This is a genomic window from Parabacteroides gordonii MS-1 = DSM 23371, from assembly GCF_000969825.1.
GTDB classification, from domain to species: Bacteria; Bacteroidota; Bacteroidia; order Bacteroidales; family Tannerellaceae; genus Parabacteroides; species Parabacteroides gordonii.
Map to the genome: position 1 here is coordinate 4031225 of NZ_KQ033919.1, position 21619 is coordinate 4052843.

At 46.3% G+C, this 21619-nt stretch carries 15 protein-coding genes; 14 read left to right on the forward strand and 1 reads right to left on the reverse strand.

Going from position 1 to position 21619, the window contains the following annotated elements:
• The first annotated feature begins 9 nt into the window (after nucleotides 1-9).
• From HMPREF1536_RS15195 to HMPREF1536_RS15260, 14 genes are all read left to right on the forward strand, one after another.
• The gene (locus HMPREF1536_RS15195; protein WP_028726102.1) at nucleotides 10-3105 is read left to right on the forward strand and encodes a beta-galactosidase, LacZ type; all 3096 of its coding nucleotides are present in this window, start codon (nucleotides 10-12) and stop codon (nucleotides 3103-3105) included.
• 152 nt (nucleotides 3106-3257) lie between these two features.
• Nucleotides 3258-4844 (forward strand): SUMF1/EgtB/PvdO family nonheme iron enzyme, encoded by a 1587-nt coding sequence (locus HMPREF1536_RS15200; protein ID WP_028726103.1) that lies wholly within the window; start codon nucleotides 3258-3260, stop codon nucleotides 4842-4844.
• A 42-nt stretch (nucleotides 4845-4886) separates the two neighbouring features.
• The gene (locus HMPREF1536_RS15205) at nucleotides 4887-6272 is read left to right on the forward strand and encodes a Gfo/Idh/MocA family oxidoreductase (protein WP_028726104.1); all 1386 of its coding nucleotides are present in this window, start codon (nucleotides 4887-4889) and stop codon (nucleotides 6270-6272) included.
• Nucleotides 6273-6275: 3 nt separating this feature from the next.
• Nucleotides 6276-7217 carry a TIM barrel protein gene (locus HMPREF1536_RS15210; RefSeq protein WP_028726105.1) on the forward strand — a complete coding sequence of 314 codons (942 nt, stop codon included), beginning with the start codon at nucleotides 6276-6278 and terminating at the stop codon, nucleotides 7215-7217.
• 24 nt (nucleotides 7218-7241) lie between these two features.
• Complete coding sequence (locus tag HMPREF1536_RS15215) at nucleotides 7242-7931, forward strand: hypothetical protein (protein WP_028726106.1); 690 nt, start codon at nucleotides 7242-7244, stop codon at nucleotides 7929-7931.
• Between the two features lie 9 nt (nucleotides 7932-7940).
• Nucleotides 7941-8525 carry a response regulator transcription factor gene (locus HMPREF1536_RS15220; protein ID WP_028726107.1) on the forward strand — a complete coding sequence of 195 codons (585 nt, stop codon included), beginning with the start codon at nucleotides 7941-7943 and terminating at the stop codon, nucleotides 8523-8525.
• 176 nt (nucleotides 8526-8701) lie between these two features.
• A complete protein-coding gene (locus tag HMPREF1536_RS15225; protein WP_028726108.1) occupies nucleotides 8702-11053 on the forward strand; it encodes a TonB-dependent receptor in 2352 nt (783 codons plus the stop codon).
• Between the two features lie 3 nt (nucleotides 11054-11056).
• Nucleotides 11057-13132: a TonB-dependent receptor gene (locus HMPREF1536_RS15230; protein ID WP_028726109.1), complete on the forward strand. Its 2076-nt coding sequence runs from the start codon at nucleotides 11057-11059 to the stop codon at nucleotides 13130-13132.
• Between the two features lies 1 nt (nucleotide 13133).
• A complete protein-coding gene (locus HMPREF1536_RS15235; protein WP_028726110.1) occupies nucleotides 13134-14339 on the forward strand; it encodes an MFS transporter in 1206 nt (401 codons plus the stop codon).
• 2 nt (nucleotides 14340-14341) lie between these two features.
• Nucleotides 14342-15709 carry an oxygen-independent coproporphyrinogen III oxidase gene (gene hemN / locus HMPREF1536_RS15240; protein ID WP_028726111.1) on the forward strand — a complete coding sequence of 456 codons (1368 nt, stop codon included), beginning with the start codon at nucleotides 14342-14344 and terminating at the stop codon, nucleotides 15707-15709.
• A gap of 1 nt (nucleotide 15710) precedes the next feature.
• Nucleotides 15711-17084: a protoporphyrinogen oxidase gene (gene hemG / locus HMPREF1536_RS15245; RefSeq protein WP_028726112.1), complete on the forward strand. Its 1374-nt coding sequence runs from the start codon at nucleotides 15711-15713 to the stop codon at nucleotides 17082-17084.
• A 35-nt stretch (nucleotides 17085-17119) separates the two neighbouring features.
• A complete protein-coding gene (locus HMPREF1536_RS15250; RefSeq protein WP_028726113.1) occupies nucleotides 17120-17509 on the forward strand; it encodes a putative signal transducing protein in 390 nt (129 codons plus the stop codon).
• A 13-nt stretch (nucleotides 17510-17522) separates the two neighbouring features.
• A complete protein-coding gene (locus tag HMPREF1536_RS28180; protein ID WP_028726114.1) occupies nucleotides 17523-17705 on the forward strand; it encodes a hypothetical protein in 183 nt (60 codons plus the stop codon).
• Between the two features lie 161 nt (nucleotides 17706-17866).
• Nucleotides 17867-19198 (forward strand): NADP-specific glutamate dehydrogenase, encoded by a 1332-nt coding sequence (locus HMPREF1536_RS15260; RefSeq protein ID WP_028726115.1) that lies wholly within the window; start codon nucleotides 17867-17869, stop codon nucleotides 19196-19198.
• A gap of 125 nt (nucleotides 19199-19323) precedes the next feature.
• Here HMPREF1536_RS15260 and HMPREF1536_RS15265 read toward each other — a convergent pair whose 3' ends face one another.
• Nucleotides 19324-21618: a glycoside hydrolase family 3 C-terminal domain-containing protein gene (locus HMPREF1536_RS15265; protein WP_044191278.1), complete on the reverse strand. Its 2295-nt coding sequence runs from the start codon at nucleotides 21616-21618 to the stop codon at nucleotides 19324-19326.
• Between the last annotated feature and the right edge of the window lies 1 nt (nucleotide 21619).

Sequence of the window (21619 nt, forward strand, 5' to 3'; positions counted from 1 at the left end):
TAATATCAAATGAAATTAAAAATGCTAGCTTGCTGTTGTTCCTTAATCGGAATGACAGCATTCGCTCAAAAGAATGAGTGGAAGGATCCCAACGTTAATGAGGTAAACCGTGCTCCGATGCATACCAACTATTTTGCGTATGAAACGGAAGATGCAGCGTTGAAAGGATGTAAAGAATCGTCCGGAAATTTTATGACCCTGAACGGAACCTGGAAGTTTAACTGGGTGAAGGATGCGGATGCCCGTCCGACTGACTTCTATCAGGTGAACTTTAACGACAAAGGTTGGGCGAATATGCCTGTGCCCGGTGTTTGGGAACTGAATGGTTTCGGTGATCCTATCTATGTAAATGTAGGATATCCGTGGAGAAACCAGTTTAAGAACAATCCCCCCGAAATCCCTGTAGAAAATAACCATGTCGGTTCATACCGTAAAGAAATTATTGTTCCGGCAGACTGGAAAGGGAAAGAGATCTTTGCCCATTTCGGTTCTGTGACCTCAAATATGTACCTGTGGGTGAACGGACAATATGTAGGATATAGTGAAGACAGCAAACTGGAAGCTGAATTCAACCTGACCAAATACCTGAAACCCGGGAAGAACCTGATCGCATTCCAGGTATTCCGCTGGTGCGACGGTACTTATCTTGAAGACCAGGACTTCCTGCGTCTGTCGGGAGTGGGACGTGATTGTTATCTGTATGCCCGCAATCCGAAACAGATACAGGATATCCGCGTGACTCCGGATCTGGATGCACAATATAAGGATGCTACATTAAATATAGCACTGAACCTGAAAGGCAGTGGTGTGGTAGATGTGAAATTACTGGATAAGGATGGTAAGTCGGTCGCAACAACGACCCTGAAAGGATCGGGCAAGATTTCTGCCGATATGGCTGTTGCCAATCCGTTGAAATGGACGGCTGAAACACCTAATCTGTATACCTTGGTTGCTACATTGAAAGACGGCGGCAAAGACCTGGAAGTGATCCCTGTAAAAGTCGGTTTCCGCAAGATCGAACTGAAAGGCGGTCAGATACTGGTAAACGGTCAGCCTGTACTGTTCAAGGGGGCAGACCGTCATGAAATGGATCCGGACGGCGGTTATGTAGTATCGCGTGAGCGCATGTTGCAGGATATCAAAGTAATGAAAGAATTCAACCTCAATGCGGTTCGTACCTGTCACTATCCGGATGCTAATTTGTGGTATGACCTGTGTGACGAATATGGTATATATGTAGTGGCAGAAGCCAACGTGGAATCTCACGGTATGGGATACGGTGAAGAAACACTGGCTAAGAACCCGTTGTATGCCAAAGCGCATCTGGAACGTAACCAGCGTAATGTACAGCGTGGTTTCAACCATCCGTCCATTATCTTCTGGTCATTGGGTAACGAAGCCGGTTTCGGCCCTAACTTCGAAGCATGTTATACCTGGATCAAGAACGAAGACAAGAGCCGTGCGGTTCAGTATGAACAAGCCCGTACGAATGAGTTCACGGATATCTATTGCCCGATGTACCTGGGTTATGAAAGAAGTGAAGAATATTGCAAAGGCGATATCGACAAACCGCTTATCCAGTGCGAGTATGCACACGCGATGGGTAACTCACAAGGTGGATTTAAGGAATATTGGGATCTTGTACGTAAGTATCCGAAATACCAGGGTGGTTTCATCTGGGACTTTGTGGATCAATCCTTGCGTTGGAAGAAAGATGGAACAGATATATATGGTTATGGTGGCGATTTCAACCGCTATGATGCAACAGACAACAACTTCCTCGATAACGGTTTGATCAGCCCGGATCGTAAACCGAATCCTCACATGCACGAAGTTGGCCATATCTACCAGTCTATCTGGGTAACTCCTTCTGACCTGGCTAATGGTGTAGTGAATGTTTACAACGAAAACTTCTTCCGCGATTTGAGCGGTTACTATGCTGAATGGGAATTGCTGGCTAACGGAGAAGTGCTTCAAACAGGTGTGATCAAGGATCTGGATGTTGCTCCGCAGCAAACCAAGTCTGTTAAACTGGATTACACTACGGACGGTATTTGTAAATGCAAAGAACTCCTGCTGAATGTGGCGTTCAAGCTGAAGAAAGCGGAAACAATGCTTCCTGCCGGATATACAGTTGCTAAGAATCAACTGGTAGTTCGTCCGTACGAAGCTCCGGAACTGAAGTTGGCCAATGTTGAAAAAGTAAATATCGCAACGGTTATCCCTACTATAAAGGAAAACGATTACAACTATCTGATCGTACTGGGTGAGAACTTCCGTATCGAATTCAACAAACATGACGGCTTCCTTTGCAAATACGATGTGAAAGGACAGGCTATGATGGATGAAGGCGGCAAACTGACACCTAACTTCTGGCGTGCCCCGACCGATAACGATATGGGTGCCGGCCTACAAAACAAATATGCAGCCTGGAAACAACCCGGCCTGAAACTGACTTCGCTGACCAATAAGATCGAAAACGGCCAGGCTGTCGTAAATGCCGAATATACAATGGATGCTGTTTCCGCTAAATTGTATATCACTTATACGATCAACAACGAAGGTGCCGTGAAAGTATCACAGAAGATGGTTGCCGATAAGTCGGCCAAAGTATCTGACATGTTCCGCTTCGGTATGCAGATGCAGATGCCGGAAGAAATGGCACTGATCAAATACTACGGACGCGGCCCGTTGGAAAACTATTCAGACCGTAATAATGTAACCGACCTCGGTAAGTTCTGCCAGACGGTCGACGAACAGTTCTACTCTTATATCCGTCCGCAGGAAACCGGAACAAAGACCGATATCCGCTGGTGGAAACAAACCAATAAGGGTGGCAATGGTTTGATGTTCGTAGCTGAGGCTCCGTTCTCCGCTTCTGCATTGAATTATTCGATCGAATCGCTTGACGACGGTGTGCAGAAAGATCAGAGACACTCTGAACTGGTTCAAAAGGTCGATTATACGAATTTGTGTATCGATAAGGCACAGATGGGATTAGGTTGTGTGAACAGCTGGGGAGCACTTCCTCTGGAAAAATATCGTCTGCCTTACGGCGATTATGAGTTCACTTTTATTATGACGCCTATCCAGTCGAACCTGTAAACTGAAAATTATTAAAAAAAGCATAATCGGTTTACGATTAACGTTAAATAGGCCGGTTATGCTTTCTTTATATTAAGGAAAATACTACTTTTATTGCCGATTTTTAAATCTAATCTTAGACTAAGTGTAAAATTTGAATACCATAAATACAGATGGCTACTAACAAAAATTCTAATCGATATTCATCAGACCAAAAAAAGAAGAGCTTCTTTAAAGGAAAGACTTTTATGCTTCTTTTGGGAGTGATTTTTGGTGCCGGGGTTATGATCCTGGCTTACAATACTTCTGTCTATTTTTCTTCCGATGAGTCATGTATGATGTGTCATGTACACCCGCATGTGGAAAATAGCTGGAAACTGTCCAAACACGTAAATAACGGTAGTGGTGTGAAAGTACATTGTGTAGACTGTCACCTTCCGCCTAAAAACGACACCTGGAACCATTATACGGCAAAAGCAAAGCTGGGTCTGAAAGATGTGTGGTCTTTTATGACAAAGGACAGCGCCGATTTTGACTGGAATGCAAAGTCAGAGTTGGAACATGCCGTAAAGTATATCCCTAACGAATCATGTAAAGAGTGTCACCAGAATTTGTTTCCGGAAGGAATTACAAACGATGGTATCACAGCACACCTTTATTATGATGAGAATGAAAAGAAACTGGACTTGCAGTGTATCAGCTGCCACCTGGATGCAGGACACTATAACCCGAACTACAATCACTCGAAGATGACGGGTGTTCCGGGTATGGCTTCCGGTTCCGGAGCGATCGATACAAGCTTGTATTTTAAAGAACCGACGACGGTAACAGCTTTTGCTGATTATAAGGAACAGATCCCCGGCACTCCGGTGTCGTTTAAGATGGTGGCTGTTCCGGGCGGAACATTCAAGATGGGTAGCACCTCGAAAGAACCGTTCCATAAACCGGATGAAGAACCCGTACGTGACGTAACTGTCAGCCCGTTCTTTATGGCTGAACTGGAAGTGACCTGGGATCAGTACTGGGCATTCTACGGCAGTACGATGAGTGAAGGACGTACACCTCCCGAAACTGTATATGCGAACAACAGTAATCCGGATGTAGATGCGATCTCCGGCCCGACTCCTCCGTTCGGATTCCCCGACCAGGGATGGGGTGGCGGCGACCGTCCGGCTATCACGATGACACATTATGCGGCTGAAACATTCTGCCAGTGGCTGTCGAAAAAGACCGGTAAGAAATACCGTCTGCCAACTGAAGCCGAATGGGAATATGCAGCCCGTGGTGGTACGGAAACTCCTTACTTCTTCTCCGGCAGTCCGAAAGATTTCTCGGATCAGGGCTTCTGGCGTAAGTTCTTCGATGCAAAGACCGACAGTATCAGTTCGTTCGTCATTTACAGCAAGAACAGTAAGAATAAGACACAGGAACCGGATCTGGTGAAAGCCAATCCGTTCGGATTAAAGAATATGTTGGGTAATGTCATGGAATATTGTGCAGATAAATACGATCCCGAAGCTTACAGCAAGGGTGGTAATGCTGTTACAAATCCATTGGTGACTGAAGGAACGGAATGGGTAGTACGCGGAGGTAACTATACTTCGGATGCGGCAGACCTTCGTTCGGCAGCCCGCGACTATACCAAACATGATGCGTGGTTGAAGACAGACCCGCAGCAACCTAAAAGTATCTGGTGGTACTCAGACATACGCGGCATCGGTTTCCGTGTAGTATGCGAGCCGGATGCATCAGTAAAGTAGACTAGTGTAAAAATTATATCAATTCTTTAAATTTGCTATATCATGAAAAAGGAAAACAGTATCAGTAGAAGATCATTTTTAAAAAGTTCGGCTATGGCTGGTGCACTGGGTGCAATCGGTACAGGTAGTGCGGCTAGTGTTTTAACTTCTTGTGACGGTGGAAGCAAGGCGAATGCTTTGAAACCGCTGAAAGAACCCGGAACGTACTACGTTCCCGAATTGCCGGATCTGGCAACCGACGGACAGGAACTGAAAGCCGGTGTTATCGGTTGTGGCGGACGTGGTTCCGGTGCAGCTTTCAACTTCCTGAATGCCGCCAACGGTGTTACAATCGTTGCACTGGGTGATACTTTCCAGGAAAGAGTGGATGAACTGGCTGATAAGCTGAAAAAAGATAAAAACATAGATATTCCCGCCGATAAGCGTTTTGTCGGTTTGGATGCTTATAAACAAGTAATAGATAGTGGGGTAGATGTTGTGATCATTGCAACTCCTCCCGTGTTCCGTCCGGTACATTTCCAATATGCTACGGAAAAAGGAAAACATTCATTCCTTGAAAAACCGATCTGTGTAGACCCGGTAGGTTATCGTACGATCATGGCTACTGCTAAACAGGCGGATGCCAAGAACCTGCGTGTAATCACAGGTACACAACGTCATCACCAGCGTCCTTATGTGGAATCTTATAAGAAGGTAATGGAAGGTATGATCGGTGAAATTACCGGTGGTACGGTTTACTGGAACCAGAATATGTTGTGGTTCCGCGAACGTCAGAAAGACTGGAATGATTGTGAATATATGATCAAAGACTGGGTAAACTGGAAATGGTTGTCAGGTGATCATATCGTTGAACAGCATGTACACAACATCGATGTATTCACCTGGTTCAGCGGTTTGAAACCGGTTAAGGCTGTCGGTTTCGGTTCCCGCCATCGTCGTGTTACAGGTGACCAGTATGATAATTTCAGTATCGACTTCACGATGGAGAACGGTATCCACATGCACAGTATGTGCCGCCAGATCGACGGTTGCGTGAATAATGTAAGCGAATTTATTCAGGGGACAAAAGGTTCATGGGATAGCTCTACTATGGAGATCAAAGACCTTGCCGGTAATGTGATATGGAAATACGACTACGAAGCAGAGAAAGCAAACTTCAAGCAGACTGACCCGTATACATTGGAACATGTGAACTGGATTAACAGTATTCGTGGTAACAAACCGCTTCAGCAGGCATCCGAAACAGCCGTTTCCAATATGGCTGCTATTATGGGACGCGAATCGGCATATACCGGTGCTGAAACAACCTGGGATGCAATGACTGCTTCTCCGTTGGATTATACTCCGAAAGACCTGAATCTGGGTAAGATGGATATGAGTACGTTTACCGTTCCGGTTCCTGGCAAACCTCTTGAACAAAAGAAATAAGATATGACTCTGAATAGAAGAAACTTTTTAAGAACAACATTGTCCGGTGCCGCAGTAGCTGCTGTAAGCACCGGTGCATTGGCCTCCTGTGCCGGCAAGGCTTCTTCTCCGGAAACATGTCCGGAAACTAAATCCTGCTGTAACAGCAAGGCGAAACTGAACCTTTCTTTTCAGGAAGGGACTCCTCCGGGTGAAAACCTCAATGAGAAGTTCGACTATATGGAAAAGATGGGTATTGTCGGTTTCGAACCGGGCGGACGCGGACTGAAAGACCGTGTGGGTGAGATCAAACAGGCTTTGAACGGACGCAATATCAAAGTCAGTGCCATCTGTGCAGGCTTCGAAGGTTTTATCCTCTCTACCGATCCGGCTATCCGTAAGCAATGTATGGATACGATGAAAGAGATCATCACGGCAGCCGGTGAGCTTGGTTCTACGGGTGTTATCATTGTTCCTGCTTTCAACGGACAAGTACCGGCGCTTCCTCATAACCAGGAAACGCGCGATTTCCTTTGCGAACAGTTCAACGAAATGGGTAACCATGCGGTTCAGAACGGAACGACCGTTATTTTTGAACCATTGAACCGTAAAGAATGTTTCTATATGCGTCAGGTAGCCGATGCAGCTTCCGTATGCCGGGATATAAACAATCCGGGTGTTCGCTGCATGGGTGACTTTTGGCATATGACCTGGGAAGAAACTTCCGACATGGGAGCGTTCCTCTCGGCGGGCGACTATCTCCAACACGTACACGTGGCAAGCCGCAAACGACGCAGCATGCCGGGTGAAGACGGTGATGCGGATAACTATGTAGACGGCTTCAAAGGCCTGAAGATGATAGGTTATGATAAATACGTAAGTTTCGAATGCGGATGCCAGGGTGACCGTAACACGGTGCTTCCGGCCGCAGTTGAATTATTACGCAAACAATGGGAAGAAGCATAAACTATGCCTTTAGTATATCCTAATATGCAAATGAGTGAGGTGGTGGAAGAACATCCCTCACTCATTCCTGTGATCAACCGGTTTGGTATCCGTCTGGGATTGGGTGACAAGTCGGTGAAGACTATCTGTGATGAATATCAGCTGGATACCGATTTCCTGCTGACGGTGATCAATACGTTCCTCAACGAAGAGTACTTCCCGGAGCGGAAGTTGCAGACATTCCATACATCACAGATCATCGATTACCTGACCAAGACCAACCAGTATTATTTACGTTATCAATTGCCGAACATAGAGCGGCATCTTACCTCTTTTATCTCTATGAGTACGCCGGGAAACAATACATTGAACCTGATCGGTAAATTTTTCTCCTCTTTCAAGGAAGAGTTGACCAGCCGTATTCAGAAAGACGATGAGTTGTGGTTTCCCTATTGCCTGTCTTTAAGTGAAAAGATCAACGGTTGCCAAGCTTCGGGCGAAACCGGAGTGCTTCAGCTCGGTGGTGAGCAGCGGCTGGAAGATCCTATCGAAGCGCTGCTGTCAGACCTGAAAGGGATCATGGTTAAGCATCTGTCGGGCGATTACAATGAGAATTTATGCTATGCTGTGATCTTCGGTATCAGCAGTCTTGAGAAAGATATCAAGCAGCACAACCGCATCCGTTACCGTATTCTTACTCCGATGGTTTCCGCGATGGAGAAATTATGTAAATAATCCTTGTTGATGCACAGAACCAGGCAAATAGCGATCATTCTATCCGATACTTTGCAAAGCATTGGCCTTCAGAGCTTGCTTACCGACTATTTCCCGCCGGTAGAAGTATGCTGGTTCCCTACCTTCGAAGCGTTTAATGCTTCGGGTTGCAACGACACGTTCGACTACTATTTTACATCACCGGAAACCCTGGTATTGAATGCCGATTTTTTCCTTCCCCGCCGTAGCAAAACAACCGTACTGATCGATGGGGGAGAAGGGGCAGGTGGAGTTTCCACTACCAACCATATCACGATAAAAGCTCCGCAGGAGATCATCATCGAGCAGTTGCAGCAGTTAATGACCAACGATAACTCCGCTAATCTTTCCGGTGAAACCAACAAAGACCTTTCCACCCGTGAGACGGATGTCCTCCAACTGATAGTAAAAGGCATCACCAACAAGGAAATAGCCGACAAGCTGAGTATCAGCCTGAACACAGTCCTTACCCACCGTAAAAACATTACCGCCAAGCTCGGCATCAAAACCGTTTCCGGCCTTACCTTCTATGCCATCATGAACGGGATTATTTCGGGGGATGATATAGAATTATAGTGATCTCTGTTTAGGACTATAGTGATACTTCGGTTAATACTATAGTGCTGATATATGTAGGTCTATAGTGTTATAATAGGTCACACTACTGTGTAAAATCACTACATCTAGTGATTGCGGACCTTGTTTCTTTCCCGTTTCTTTGCAATCGTAAAATACTAATAGTTCGAAATACAATGAAACAACGCTACCTGTATGTCCTGGTCGCAGGCTCTTTTCTTTGTTTGCAAACGATGAAAGCCGATGAGGTGAATGTAAACAAAAATGATACTATTAAGACATATAATATCGATGAGGTTATCATCACTTCGTCGACGAAGGAGACGAACGACCTGCGTTTGTTGCCAGGATCTGTATCTATCCTTTCCCCGCAAGCTGTTTCAGGACGTCAGATCGATGCGTTGAAAGATATCAGTGCGTATGTTCCCAATCTTTATATGCCGGATTACGGTTCCAAAATGACTTCGGCTATCTATATCCGCGGTATCGGTGCACGAAGCAGCGGGCAGTCGATCGGACTTTATGTGGATAATGTGCCGTATCTGGATAAGAGTGCATTCGATTTTGAATTGAACGATATCCAGCGTATCGAAGTGCTGCGTGGCCCCCAGGGTACGTTGTACGGACGTAATGCGATGGGAGGTATCGTGAATATTTATACCTTGTCGCCATTCAACTATCAGGGGACGAAGCTGACTCTTTCGGGTGGTAATTATGGCGCTTTTAAGGCTAAGGCATCCCATTACAGGAAACTGAGCGAAAAGGTCGGTATTTCACTCAGCGGTTATTATGACCGTAATGACGGGTTCTTTGTCAATGAATATGATAATACCCGTGCGGATAAGGAACAGTCGGCCGGCGGACGCTTCAAACTGGACTGGCTGATCAATCCGAACCTGAAAGCGCAATATACTTTCAACTACGATCATGTAGATCAGGGCGCCTTTCCCTATGGATTGTATAATAAGGAATCAGGTGTTGTTGAGCCGATCCGCATAAACGATCCCAGTTCTTATCTGCGTAATATGTTGAATAATAGTCTTTATCTGGAATGGAAAACAGATAAGATCCTGTTGTCTTCCACTACTGCCTACCAGTATTTGAAAGATGATATGAAGATGGATCAGGATTATACGGAGAAATCTATCTTTACATTGAATCAGAAACAGAAGCAATATGCCTGGAGCGAAGAAGTTGCGATTAAATCAAACGATAAGAAGAATTATCAATGGAGCTTCGGGGCGTATGGTTTTTATAATAGTTTGAAAACGGATGGGCCGGTGATGTTTAAGGAAGATGGTATAAAAGAAATCCTTCAAGCTCAATTTGATAAAATACCTATGCCTAAGATTACCGTTAAAGGTGAGAATAATCAAATTTATTTCCCTGGATACTTTGAAACACCGACTTATGGGTTAGCATTATTTCATCAATCAACTTATAATGATTTATTTATTCCAGGTCTATCTGTTACGGCGGGTATCCGCTTAGATTACGAACATGCGAAATTGAATTATGACTCATCGGTAAAGGGGATGACGATGAATATATTTATGCCGAGTATGGCTCCGGGCATGCCGGCAATTAATCAGGATTTCCCGGTGACAGCCCATTTACAGGGAGAGGAGTCTCAGGATTTCTTGCAGGTTTTGCCTAAAGTGTCTTTGCGTTATCAATGTTCACCGGGGACATTTACTTATGTTTCTGTAGCAAAGGGATATAAAACAGGGGGGTATAATGTACAGATGTTTGGAGATCTGGTACAGGCACAGGCTCAGTATGATCTTAAAGAAGAAATAAAAAATATGATGCCGCCGGCAATGAGTGGTATGTTTGAAAATCCGGAGTTACCTCCTGTATCTGATGTTGCGTCGTTTAAGCCTGAGCATAGTTGGAACTATGAAATGGGGGTTCGTAGTGAACTTATCAAGAATCGTCTGAATATGGAGCTGACGCTCTTTTATATGGATATTCAGGATATCCAGTTGACAACTTTCGCTCAGAATGGTAGTGGCCGTATGATTACCAATGGAGGTAAAGCGGATAGTTATGGTGTTGAAGTTGGTTTGCGAGGTCTTCTTGCTGAAGGTTTAACAGCTGATCTTAATTATGGTTTTACCCGTGCTACTTTCCGCGATTATATGACGCAGGTAAAAGAAGATGGAGAGTTAGTGGATAAGGATTATAAAAATAACTTTATTCCGTATACACCCCGTCATACGGTAAGTTTGGGATTTCAATATACTAAACTGCTTCATAATTGCTGGTTCGATCAATTTACAATTTCAGCTCAATATACCGGAGCCGGAAAGATCTTCTGGACAGAAGAAAATAATCTTAGCCAGGATTTCTACGGCGTGCTGAACGGTAAAGCCGGTGTCCGTAAAGGAGCTGTCAATCTGAATGTATGGAGCCGCAATATAACGAATACGGATTATCAGGCATTCTATTTTGAATCGTTCGATAACTCATTTATACAAAAAGGTAAACCGTTCCAGATCGGGGCAGAAGTTACGGTAGCGTTTTAAGTTATGAAGATATTATTCCTATCTTGTTGTTTATCCTTATCTGTTTTAGCTGTCAGAGCAGAAGATCAGGATACAGTGAAAGTCCGTCAGGTCGATCTGCACGAAGTTGTTGTTCAATCATTCAAGCAAAACAGGGATTTGCGGTTGGAGCCGTTGTCGGCATCATCCGTAACAGGGACGGCCATACAAAATAAGAACATTACCGATATCAAGGAATTCAGTTCCTTTATCCCTAACCTTTTCATGCCCGACTATGGCTCGAAGCTGACTTCTCCCGTTTATATCCGTGGGATCGGCTCGAAGATCAATGCCCCTTCGGTGGGGCTTTACGTAGACGGCATCCCTTACTTTGAAAAGTCGGCTTTCGATTTCAACTTCACCGAGATAGACCGGATGGAAGTGCTGCGCGGCCCGCAAGGGACACTTTACGGACGCAACACGATGGGAGGTATCATTAACGTATATACCAAATCGCCGTTGAAGTATCAGGGGATGAACGCTTTCATCTCTAACGGTACCTATGGTAACCGCGATTATGCCCTTTCCCGTTACGCCAAGATCGGCGATACCTTCGGGTATGCCCTCTCCGCCAATTATAACCGGAGCGACGGATACTTCACCAACCTGTTTACCGATAAGAAAGCAGACGATCAGAAAAGCGGTTCAGGCCGTATCCGCCTGGAATGGAAGCCGACGGATCGGTTGTCGTTGGGGCTGATGAGTTCGTATGATTATTCCAAACAGGGCGGCTACCCGTATGCCGTTTGCGACTCGCTGACACATAAGCCGGGCGATGTCAATTACAACGATTATAGTTTCTACAAACGAGCCATGTCCACCACCGGCCTGACGGTTGAATATAAAGGGGAGGGTTACAGCCTGAGCAGTAAAACCGCATTCCAATATCTTTCGGATCATCAGGGGATCGACCAGGACTTTTCTGCGGCAAGCGTCTATTTTGCCAAGCAGGATCAGAAACAGAAGATGGTATCGGAAGAGTTCAATATCAAATCTACTACTGCCAACCGTTATAAATGGTTGTTCGGTGCTTTCGGTTTCTGGCAGGGGATCGATAATACGGTGACGCTCGATTACCTCTCCGCCAAATACAGTACTCGGAAATTATACGATACTCCTACTTACGGCTTTGCCCTTTATCACCAGTCTACTCTGGATAGCTTGCTGACGGACGGCCTATCCCTTACTTTCGGACTGCGATACGATTATGAGCGGGCTTCAACCGATTATCTGGCCTATAAAGATGCCGGCGGCAGTAGTAATCAGACGGATGCTTTTTACAGTAAACTGAACTTTAGCCAGCTGACCCCGAAGATCGCCCTGCAATATATGTTCCCCTCTACCGGCCTGCTCTATGCAACGGTGACGAAAGGCTACAAGACCGGTGGTTTCAATACTTCCTTCGAGCGTGAAGAAGACCGTTCGTTCCGCCCCGAAAGCAGCTGGAATTATGAGTTGGGTGGGAAGCACCCCTTTCTGGACAACCGCCTGCGTGCCGAGATCGCCCTTTTCTGGATCGACTGGAAGAACCAGCAGATCAGCCAGACACTCCCTTCCGGTCGCGGATCGATGTTGACAAATGCCGGGCGCAGCGTAAGCAAAGGCGTGGAAGTCACTTTGCAGGGAAACCCGGTGAATGGTCTGATGGTGCAGGTGAATTATGGCTTTACGCATGCCACATTTAAAGAATACGTCGATGAAAAGAAAAACATCGATTACTCCGGCAATTACCTGCCGATGGTTCCTTCGCATACGTTCGCTGTCGGAGCCGACTACACGCTGTCGAATCCCTGTACCCACATCGACCGTTTTCTGGTCAGTCTGAATTATACCGGAACCGGGCGTATTCATTGGAAGGAAGACAATAAAGTTTCCCAGCCTTACTATGGACAATTGAGCGGAAAAGTTTCTGCAACCAAAGGATTTGCTACCTTTGCAATCTGGGCTAAAAACATCACGAATACCCACTATAACGCTTTCTATTTCGAGTCGGGAGGAAAAGGGCTGGCGCAATTGGGTCGGCCGTTTACGATCGGGGGAAGTGTGGCGATAGCACTTTAATATGATGCAAAAAAACAAAATATTCAACCTCGGAACCTTCTTCTGCCTTTATATTGCGCAGACTATTCCGATGAGTTTCTTCTCCACCGTTATCCCGGTTATGATGCGGCAGGAGAATTTTTCGTTGTCCGCTATCGGACTTCTTCAGCTGATCAAGTTACCCTGGATACTGAAATTCCTCTGGTCGCCGATGGTAGACCGCCATGCCGTGACGACAGGCGATTATAAACGCTGGATATTCTCTTCTGAACTGATCTATGCCGTCCTGATCTTTGCCGTGGCTTTCCTTGATTTCAAGACTGATTTTTATATGATCATCGTCCTGATCATTATCTCATTTATCGCTTCCGCCACGCAGGATATTGCAACGGATGCCCTGGCGGTACTTTCCTTTAGCCGGAAAGATAAGAGTCTGGCGAACAGTATGCAATCGATGGGTAGCTTCGGCGGTTCGATGATCGGGGGCGGTGTATTGTTGCTGTTGTTTAAGCAGTTGGGATGGAACAGCCTGCTGCCGTGTGTGGCTCTGTTCGTTATTGTGGCTCTGCTTCCGTTACTCTTTAACAAGGGGATCGTGATCCAGCCGAAGGAACCCCACGAGCGGGCAAAGAAGGCCGATGTCTTCTACTTTTTCACCCAAAAGAAGATATGGAAGCAGATCGGTTTCCTTTTCCTGTATTATTCGGGACTGATCGGGACACTGGCTATGCTGAAACCTTATCTGGTCGACCTGGGATATTCGATGAAAGAGATCGGGGTGATGAGTGGCGTGGTAGGGACTTCCTGTGGTTTTCTGGCATCGTTTGCCGGAGGGTTTATCGTTCGCCGTATCGGACGCCATCGGGGACGACTGCTGTTTTCTGTATTCGTATTGCTGGCGACGCTCTATTTCCTGGGGCTGTCTTATACAACGCCGACCACGGAACTGTTGTATGCCGGTATCGCCCTGCTTTGGGGAAGTTATGGAATGGCTACGATCGTGGTTTATACCACAGCGATGGATTGTGTACGTCCCGGACGCGAGGGCACGGACTTTACGATACAGACCGTAATCACCCATCTGAGCGGAATGCTGATGGCTATATTGAGCGGGAAGATTGCCGATCATACCGGCTATCACGGATTGTTTTTCTTTGAGGTCAGCCTGGCTACGTTATCGTTGATCTATATATTGATCGTATTCAGAAAGGAGAAAGAAATAGTATAATTATGATACAGGATTTATTACAAAAATATAATGTGCCGGTGCCGAGATACACCAGCTATCCGCCGGCAAACTATTTTACGGATGCGTTTACCAATAAGGAATATGAGTCGGCTATAGAAGCTTCTAATGAGGCTCTGCCCGGGCATATTTCGTTTTATGTACATATCCCGTTCTGCCGCCATCTTTGTCATTATTGCGGATGCAACTCATTTCCGATGATGAAGCCGGAGGTAGTGGAACGTTATATTTCGGCTGTGCATAAGGAAATAGACAAAGTGAAGGAACGTCTGGCTCCGGGACGTAAGATCTCCCAGATCCATTACGGGGGAGGAAGCCCGACGGCTATGCCGGCGCACTATCTGAAAGAACTGAATGAGCATTTGCTTTCCGGCTTTGATACGATCGAACAACCGGAGATTGCTGTCGAGTGCCATCCCGGTTATCTGGATGAGGCCTACTGGCAATCGCTTACCGAAGCGGGCTTCAACCGTTTCAGTCTCGGTGTGCAGGATTTCAATGAGAAGGTGCTGAAGACGGTCAACCGGCGTCCTTCCTTGCTTCCCGTGGAGACGATTTTTCAGATACTCCGCTCGAAAGGGGCGCGTATCAATATGGATTTCATCTATGGATTGCCTTTCCAGACAGTCGACAGTTTCTCGGAAACGATAACGAGAGCGGTAGCCTTGCGTCCCGATCGGCTGGTCACTTTCTCTTATGCGCATGTCCCCTGGGTAAACAAACAACAGCTTATCCTGGAAAAAGCCGGACTTCCTGCCGGTGAAGAGAAAAGCCGCATGTATGGTTCAGCTAAAGAAATAGTAGGCGCTGCCGGATATAAGACAATCGGACTGGATCATTTTGTCCTTGAAAACGATGAATTGTACACCGCTTTGCAAAACGGCCAGTTGCATCGTAACTTCCAGGGCTACTGTACCCGCCGCACAACAGGGCAGGTATATGCCTTCGGTGTGACCGGTATCAGCCAGCTGAGTTCCGCCTATACGCAAAACAGCAAAGATATCAACCAATATATCGAACGGATAGAAAGCGGAACCTTTGCTATCTCCAAAGGATACACGTTGAACCGGAACGAGCAGATCACCCGTGAAGTGATCGAGACACTGATGTGTAACTACTCCCTCGACTGGAAAGAACTGGCCGCCCGCCTGTCTCTCTCCGTCACGGAAGTAAAATCTGCAACCGCCTATGACGAAAACCGTTTCCGTGAATTTGCGGCAGACGGCCTGATCGAGTTCGACAACGATCATATCCGCATCACTTCCGAAGGGAGCCTTTTCGTTCGCAACGTAGCCGCTTCGCTGGATAAACTGATGCTTCATTCTGATAAAACATTCTCTAAACCTGTCTGATATGGGACAATTGAATACGGACATACTGATCATTGGTGCCGGCCTGACCGGATTGACCACGGCTTTCCATCTGGTTCGCGGAGGAAAGCAGGTGCATATACTGGAATGTAGCGACCGGGTGGGAGGGCAGATCCACACTTTCCGCGAAGACGGTTTTGTTTTTGAAAGCGGGCCGAATACCGGTGTGGTGTCTTATCCCGAGGTGGCGGAGCTGTTCATGGCCTTGTCTCCTGCTTGTCAGTTGGAAACAGCCCATGAAGAAGCCAAGCGTCGCCTGATCTGGAAAGGCAACTCTTTTCGTGAACTTCCTTCCGGCCTGTTCAGTGCAGTTACCACCCCTTTGTTCACGCTGGGAGATAAATTCCGTATCCTGGGTGAACCTTTCCGGGCAAAAGGAACCAATCCGGATGAGTCGGTAGGTGAACTGGCCGCCCGTCGGTTAGGTAAATCCTTCCTGAACTATGCGGTCGATCCGTTCCTGTCGGGCGTATATGCCGGCAACCCGATGACGTTGGTCACCCGTTATGCTTTGCCCAAACTCTATAATCTGGAGCAGCAGTACGGAGGTTTTATCAAAGGAACGATTGCGAAAGCCCGCCTGCCCAAGACCGACCGTGACCGATTGGCAACCAAAAAGGTCTTTTCCGCAGCCGGAGGTCTGGATAACCTGACCCGTGCAATGGCCCGTGCTATCGGTGAAAGTAAAATAACCCTGTCTGCCTTCGGTATAACGATCCGTCCGGTAGAGAAAGGATGGATAGCCACCTATACCACTTCTGAAGGAGAGCAAACGATCCGTGCGGATAAGGTGATAACGACAACCGGAGCATATGCCTTGCCGGAACTGCTTCCTTTTATCGCGGAAGAAGATATGAATAAGATCAGCAACCTGAAATATGCGCCGGTCGTACAGGCGAGTGTCGGCATTCGGAATACCGGAAAACTCCGTTTCAACGCCTTTGGTGGCCTGGTTCCTTCCTGTGAGCAGAAAGATGTCCTGGGAATTCTTTTCCCTGCCGCCTGTTTTGATGACCGTGCTCCGAAAGAGGGCGCTCTCTTTTCATTCTTTATCGGAGGAGTGAAGCATGAGAAGCTTACCCGCCTGGAAGATAATGAACTAAAAGCATTGATCATCCACGAGTTCCATGCCATGCTGAAATTTCCGATCGATGTGCAGCCGGATATGATCCGTATCTTTCGTCACCCGCGTGCTATTCCTCAGTATGAGTTGAGTAGCGGTGAACGTTTTGCAACGATCGACAAACTGGAAGCGCAATACCCGGGATTGATTCTGGGCGGTAATATAAAAGGCGGTATCGGGATGGCAGATCGTATCCGCCAGGCAACGGGTATCGCTGAAAACTTGCTTATGTAAGTCAAAATCACTTTCTTTGCACAAAAGACAAGCTCATGGATAAGATGGTAGAAATAGCCCGGTTCCAATATCCGGCGGAAGCTCAGACATTGATGGCTTTGCTCAAATCGGAGGAGATCGAATGCTATCTGAGGAACGAATACAGTAGTCAGATGTTTGCCGGTTATATGGATATTGGCGGTGCCCGTGTGGAAATATTGGAAAGCGATGTGCCACGTGCTCTGGAGGTTATGAAGGAGGGTGGCTATGATATCCCTGCAGAAGACGAGGAACCCGAACAGATACGTGCCGTTGCCGGATGGGCGCGACATATCCCTTTTCTGCGGAACTTCACGCTGGAGAAACAAATTGTCATCTTATTGGTGGTTATTGCTGTGTTTTTGGCATTATTGATCTTTTTGGGATCAGAACTATCCTCTAACTAAACAAATGTAATTAATGGCTCGTAGAAAGATAACAAATAGTCAGGCGGTATGTCTCACTTTATTATGGGGCGTTTTGGCCTACATGCTGCTTACATACAGTGAAAAGATAACCTTTGATGTCATCTTTGCCCTGGTCGCATCAGCTATCATTGTGTTCGTTCCTGTCTATAAGAACATAAAGCGTAGGGATGAATAGCATTTAGTCACATTTGTCCTCTTAAAATATCGAAATGATATTTTTTTATCATTTTTTCTTTCAAATATTTGCTGGTGTGAAAAAATGGCTTACCTTTGCGACGTTGTTAAAAGAACAGCGTGAAATAGCAAAATGGTATAACATTCTAAATAAACAGTTCTATGAAGGCAAATGAAGTTTTAGACAACTTAAAAAGAAGATTTCCTAACGAACCCGAGTATCATCAGGCAGTAGCCGAAGTTTTAGGCACAATCGAAGAAGCTTATAACGAACATCCCGAATTCGAAAAAAGCAACCTGATTGAACGTCTTTGTATCCCCGATCGTATTTTCTCTTTCCGTGTAACATGGACAGACGATAAAGGACAGGTACAGACAAACATGGGTTATCGTATCCAGCATAACAACACGATCGGCCCGTACAAAGGCGGTATCCGTTTCCATGCTTCGGTAAATCAGTCTATCCTTAAGTTCTTAGCTTTCGAACAGACTTTCAAGAACTCACTGACAACACTTCCGATGGGTGGTGGTAAAGGTGGTGCCGACTTCAGCCCGCGTGGCAAATCAAATGCTGAAATCATGCGTTTCTGCCAGGCATTTGTATTGGAATTATGGCGTCATATTGGCCCGGACACAGATGTTCCTGCCGGTGATATCGGTGTAGGTGGTCGTGAAGTGGCTTACATGTATGGCATGTATAAGAAACTGGCTCGTGAAAATACAGGTACATTTACTGGTAAAGGTATTGAGTTCGGTGGTTCATTGATCCGCCCGGAAGCAACAGGTTACGGTAATGTTTACTTCCTGCTGGAAATGCTGAAGACTCGTAATATCGATATCAAAGGTAAAGTGGTAGCTGTATCGGGTTCTGGTAACGTAGCTCAGTATACGGTTGAAAAGTTGATCGAACTGGGTGCTAAACCGGTTACCATGTCAGACTCTGACGGTTATATCTATGATCCGGAAGGCATCGACCGCGAAAAACTGGATTATATCATGGAATTGAAGAACCTATACCGTGGACGTATCCGCGAATATGCAGAAAAATATGGTTGCAAGTATGTACAAGGTGCTCGCCCCTGGGGTGAAAAATGCGATATCGCGATGCCGAGTGCTACTCAGAATGAATTGACTGGTGACGATGCAAAGGCATTGTTGGCAAACGGTTGTTTCGCAGTATCTGAAGGAGCAAACATGCCTTCTACTCCGGATGCTATCGATGCATTCCTGGAAGCTAAGATCCTGTATGCTCCGGGTAAGGCAGCTAACGCTGGTGGTGTTTCCGTATCGGGTCTGGAAATGACTCAGAATGCCATGAAGCTGAGCTGGACAAGAGAAGAAGTTGATGAAAAACTGAAAGGTATTATGAAGTCTATCCACGAACAATGTGTAAAATACGGTTCAAAGGATGGTTATATCAACTACGTGAAAGGTGCAAACGTTGCAGGTTTCATGAAAGTTGCAAAAGGTATGATGGCACAGGGTATCCTGTAATCAGTGATATTCTGAATTATAAATAAGGAGTTGTTTGCCAAATGAACATTCTGTGGTTATTTGGTCATGTAAAAAGGGGAGTCGGATGACTCCCTTTTTTATTTGTATTACCTGTTGGTTACTGATTACTTTTTAAATGCAGCAGGTAAATTGAGTACATTGTTAACCTTGCGTGTCGAAGGACTGACATCAACCATCACATCGCCACGGGGATTGCGGGACGAGGCAGCTACGACAAACTTATATTTACCCCCATCGGTTACCCAGGCACTCGTTTCTTCGTCGAATGAAGCCAGATCATCGGGGTTGACAGAGAGAGTAATCATCTGGCTTTCGCCGGGTTGTAACAGTTTGGTTTTACCAAATGACTTTAGTTCGTGTACCGGCTTGTCTAATTTGCCGGGAGGAGCTTCCACATAAAGCTGTACAACCTCTTTTCCGGCTACCTTCCCGGTGTTTTTTATGGCAACTTCAATGATCACCTTTTCGCCATCGCGTTTCACCGAAGGCCTGCCATATTCAAACGTGGTATAGCTCAGACCGTAACCAAAAGGATAACTCACCTGCAAGTCCTTTGTGTCGAACCAACGGTAACCGACATAGATACCTTCCTCATAAACAGTATAATCCACATTTTTAGTGTCGTGGGTTAAACCTGTCTTAACCGACCAGCGACGGTCGATCTTCTGATCGATCGGAAAGTTCAGTGAGCTCCAGTGATCGCTTAGTGTAACCGGGAAGGTCATAGGCAGCTTGCCGGATGGATTTGCATGGCCGGTGAGAATATCGGCTACCGAGTTTCCCCCCTCTTGTCCGGCTTGCCATGAAAGCAGGATAGCATCGGGCATGTCTTTCCAGCTTTGAGTCTCGATAACACCGCCGATATTGAGTACGACAACTACTTTCTTATTTTCATTGTGGAAGATACGGGTTACATTCTTGACTAATTCCTGTTCCGTTTCAGACAGGAAGAAGTCGGAAGAAACGCGATCGATATACTCACCGGAGATACGACCGAACGTGATGATAGCCATATCGTTGTTTTGGGCTGCATATTTGATGATGGCAGTATCCATTGGCATTTCTTCGACACGTTTTTGCTCACCCTGCTCTTTCGGTTTGTTGTAGGCCTGGTAGATCGCTTTGATATTGTCGTCAACAACGATATGCTGGTTTTTTAATCCGTCGAGCAGCGATACGACATAAGGGCGGTTGATATCGCCCGAACCGGTTCCTCCAGAGAAAAAGTTATAGGAGACAGCGCCGAACAGAGCTACGTTTCTGTCTTTGGAAGACAAGGGGAGAGCCTGATTATCATTCTTTAGAAGAACCATTCCTTCGGTTGCCGACTGTCGGGTTATGGCGGCATGAGCTTTCATATCGGGATTGTTAGCGTATTTATAACCCTTGAAACGGGGTGTCTTAACGATCAGTTCAAGGATGCGTCTGACATTACGGTCGACTATCGCTTCATCGAGTGTACCGTTTTTCACACCGTTGATGATATGGGCTGCCTGCTCCTTTGTGCCCGGTTCGATCATATCGTTTCCGGCAATCATCTGGGCGGCACCGTCAGCGCCTCCCCACCAGTCGGTCATCACGGCACCTTTAAATCCCCATTCGTCACGTAGTAAAGTGGTGATCAGCTCCGGATTTTCTGAAGCGTATACATTGTTAATACGGTTGTACGAACTCATAATAGTCCACGGCTGGCTCTCTTTAACCACCATTTCGAAAGCTTTCAGATAGATTTCGCGCAGTGCGCGGGGAGAGACGATCGTGTTATTGTTCATCCGGTTAGTCTCCTGGTTATTTGCGGCAAAATGTTTTACCGAAGTACCGATATCATTGCTTTGTACACCATCTACATAGGCTACCGCCATCTTGCCGGTCAACAGCGGGTCTTCACTGAAATATTCAAAATTGCGGCCGCACAACGGATGGCGGTGGATATTGACAGCGGGAGCCAAGAGCACATCTACCCCATATTCTTTCGCTTCATTGCCAATCACTTCCCCTACATTTTTAACCAGATCGACATCCCAGGTCGAGGATAGTAATGTTTCAATGGGAAAATGGGTACAGAAGTAATTCTCCTCCCCTTCGACAGGCAGGATGCCGCAGCCGGCAGGCCCGTCAGAAAGAACCACACAAGGAATTCCGACACGGGGAACCGGGTTAACGCGTCCGGCAGCACCGGGAACAACTTTCCACGATTCTTTTATGTGGGGAGCCGCGTTCTCATCCTGGTGATACATGCGGGCACCTACAATCAGGTCTGCTTTCTCTTCGATCGTCATGGCTTTGATGACTTCGTCGATATTGTTTGCCTTCAGCTTCGGAATTTTGGCACTGACCGGAACTGATACGATCATAGCGGCGGCAACCAAGCCTATTATGTTTGTTTTTAGTATTGTCATA

What these genes read in the sequence shown, in the direction of transcription:
- HMPREF1536_RS15195 (WP_028726102.1), top strand. Translation starts at nt 10, where the DNA reads ATGAAATTAAAAATGCTAGCTTGCTGTTGTTCCTTAATCGGAATGACA.
- HMPREF1536_RS15265 (WP_044191278.1), bottom strand. Translation starts at nt 21,618, where the DNA reads ATGACAATACTAAAAACAAACATAATAGGCTTGGTTGCCGCCGCTATG.
- HMPREF1536_RS28180 (WP_028726114.1), top strand. Translation starts at nt 17,523, where the DNA reads ATGGCTCGTAGAAAGATAACAAATAGTCAGGCGGTATGTCTCACTTTA.
- hemN (WP_028726111.1), top strand. Translation starts at nt 14,342, where the DNA reads ATGATACAGGATTTATTACAAAAATATAATGTGCCGGTGCCGAGATAC.
- hemG (WP_028726112.1), top strand. Translation starts at nt 15,711, where the DNA reads ATGGGACAATTGAATACGGACATACTGATCATTGGTGCCGGCCTGACC.
- HMPREF1536_RS15260 (WP_028726115.1), top strand. Translation starts at nt 17,867, where the DNA reads ATGAAGGCAAATGAAGTTTTAGACAACTTAAAAAGAAGATTTCCTAAC.
- HMPREF1536_RS15235 (WP_028726110.1), top strand. Translation starts at nt 13,134, where the DNA reads ATGATGCAAAAAAACAAAATATTCAACCTCGGAACCTTCTTCTGCCTT.
- HMPREF1536_RS15215 (WP_028726106.1), top strand. Translation starts at nt 7,242, where the DNA reads ATGCAAATGAGTGAGGTGGTGGAAGAACATCCCTCACTCATTCCTGTG.
- HMPREF1536_RS15205 (WP_028726104.1), top strand. Translation starts at nt 4,887, where the DNA reads ATGAAAAAGGAAAACAGTATCAGTAGAAGATCATTTTTAAAAAGTTCG.
- HMPREF1536_RS15200 (WP_028726103.1), top strand. Translation starts at nt 3,258, where the DNA reads ATGGCTACTAACAAAAATTCTAATCGATATTCATCAGACCAAAAAAAG.
- HMPREF1536_RS15210 (WP_028726105.1), top strand. Translation starts at nt 6,276, where the DNA reads ATGACTCTGAATAGAAGAAACTTTTTAAGAACAACATTGTCCGGTGCC.
- HMPREF1536_RS15230 (WP_028726109.1), top strand. Translation starts at nt 11,057, where the DNA reads ATGAAGATATTATTCCTATCTTGTTGTTTATCCTTATCTGTTTTAGCT.
- HMPREF1536_RS15250 (WP_028726113.1), top strand. Translation starts at nt 17,120, where the DNA reads ATGGATAAGATGGTAGAAATAGCCCGGTTCCAATATCCGGCGGAAGCT.
- HMPREF1536_RS15220 (WP_028726107.1), top strand. Translation starts at nt 7,941, where the DNA reads ATGCACAGAACCAGGCAAATAGCGATCATTCTATCCGATACTTTGCAA.
- HMPREF1536_RS15225 (WP_028726108.1), top strand. Translation starts at nt 8,702, where the DNA reads ATGAAACAACGCTACCTGTATGTCCTGGTCGCAGGCTCTTTTCTTTGT.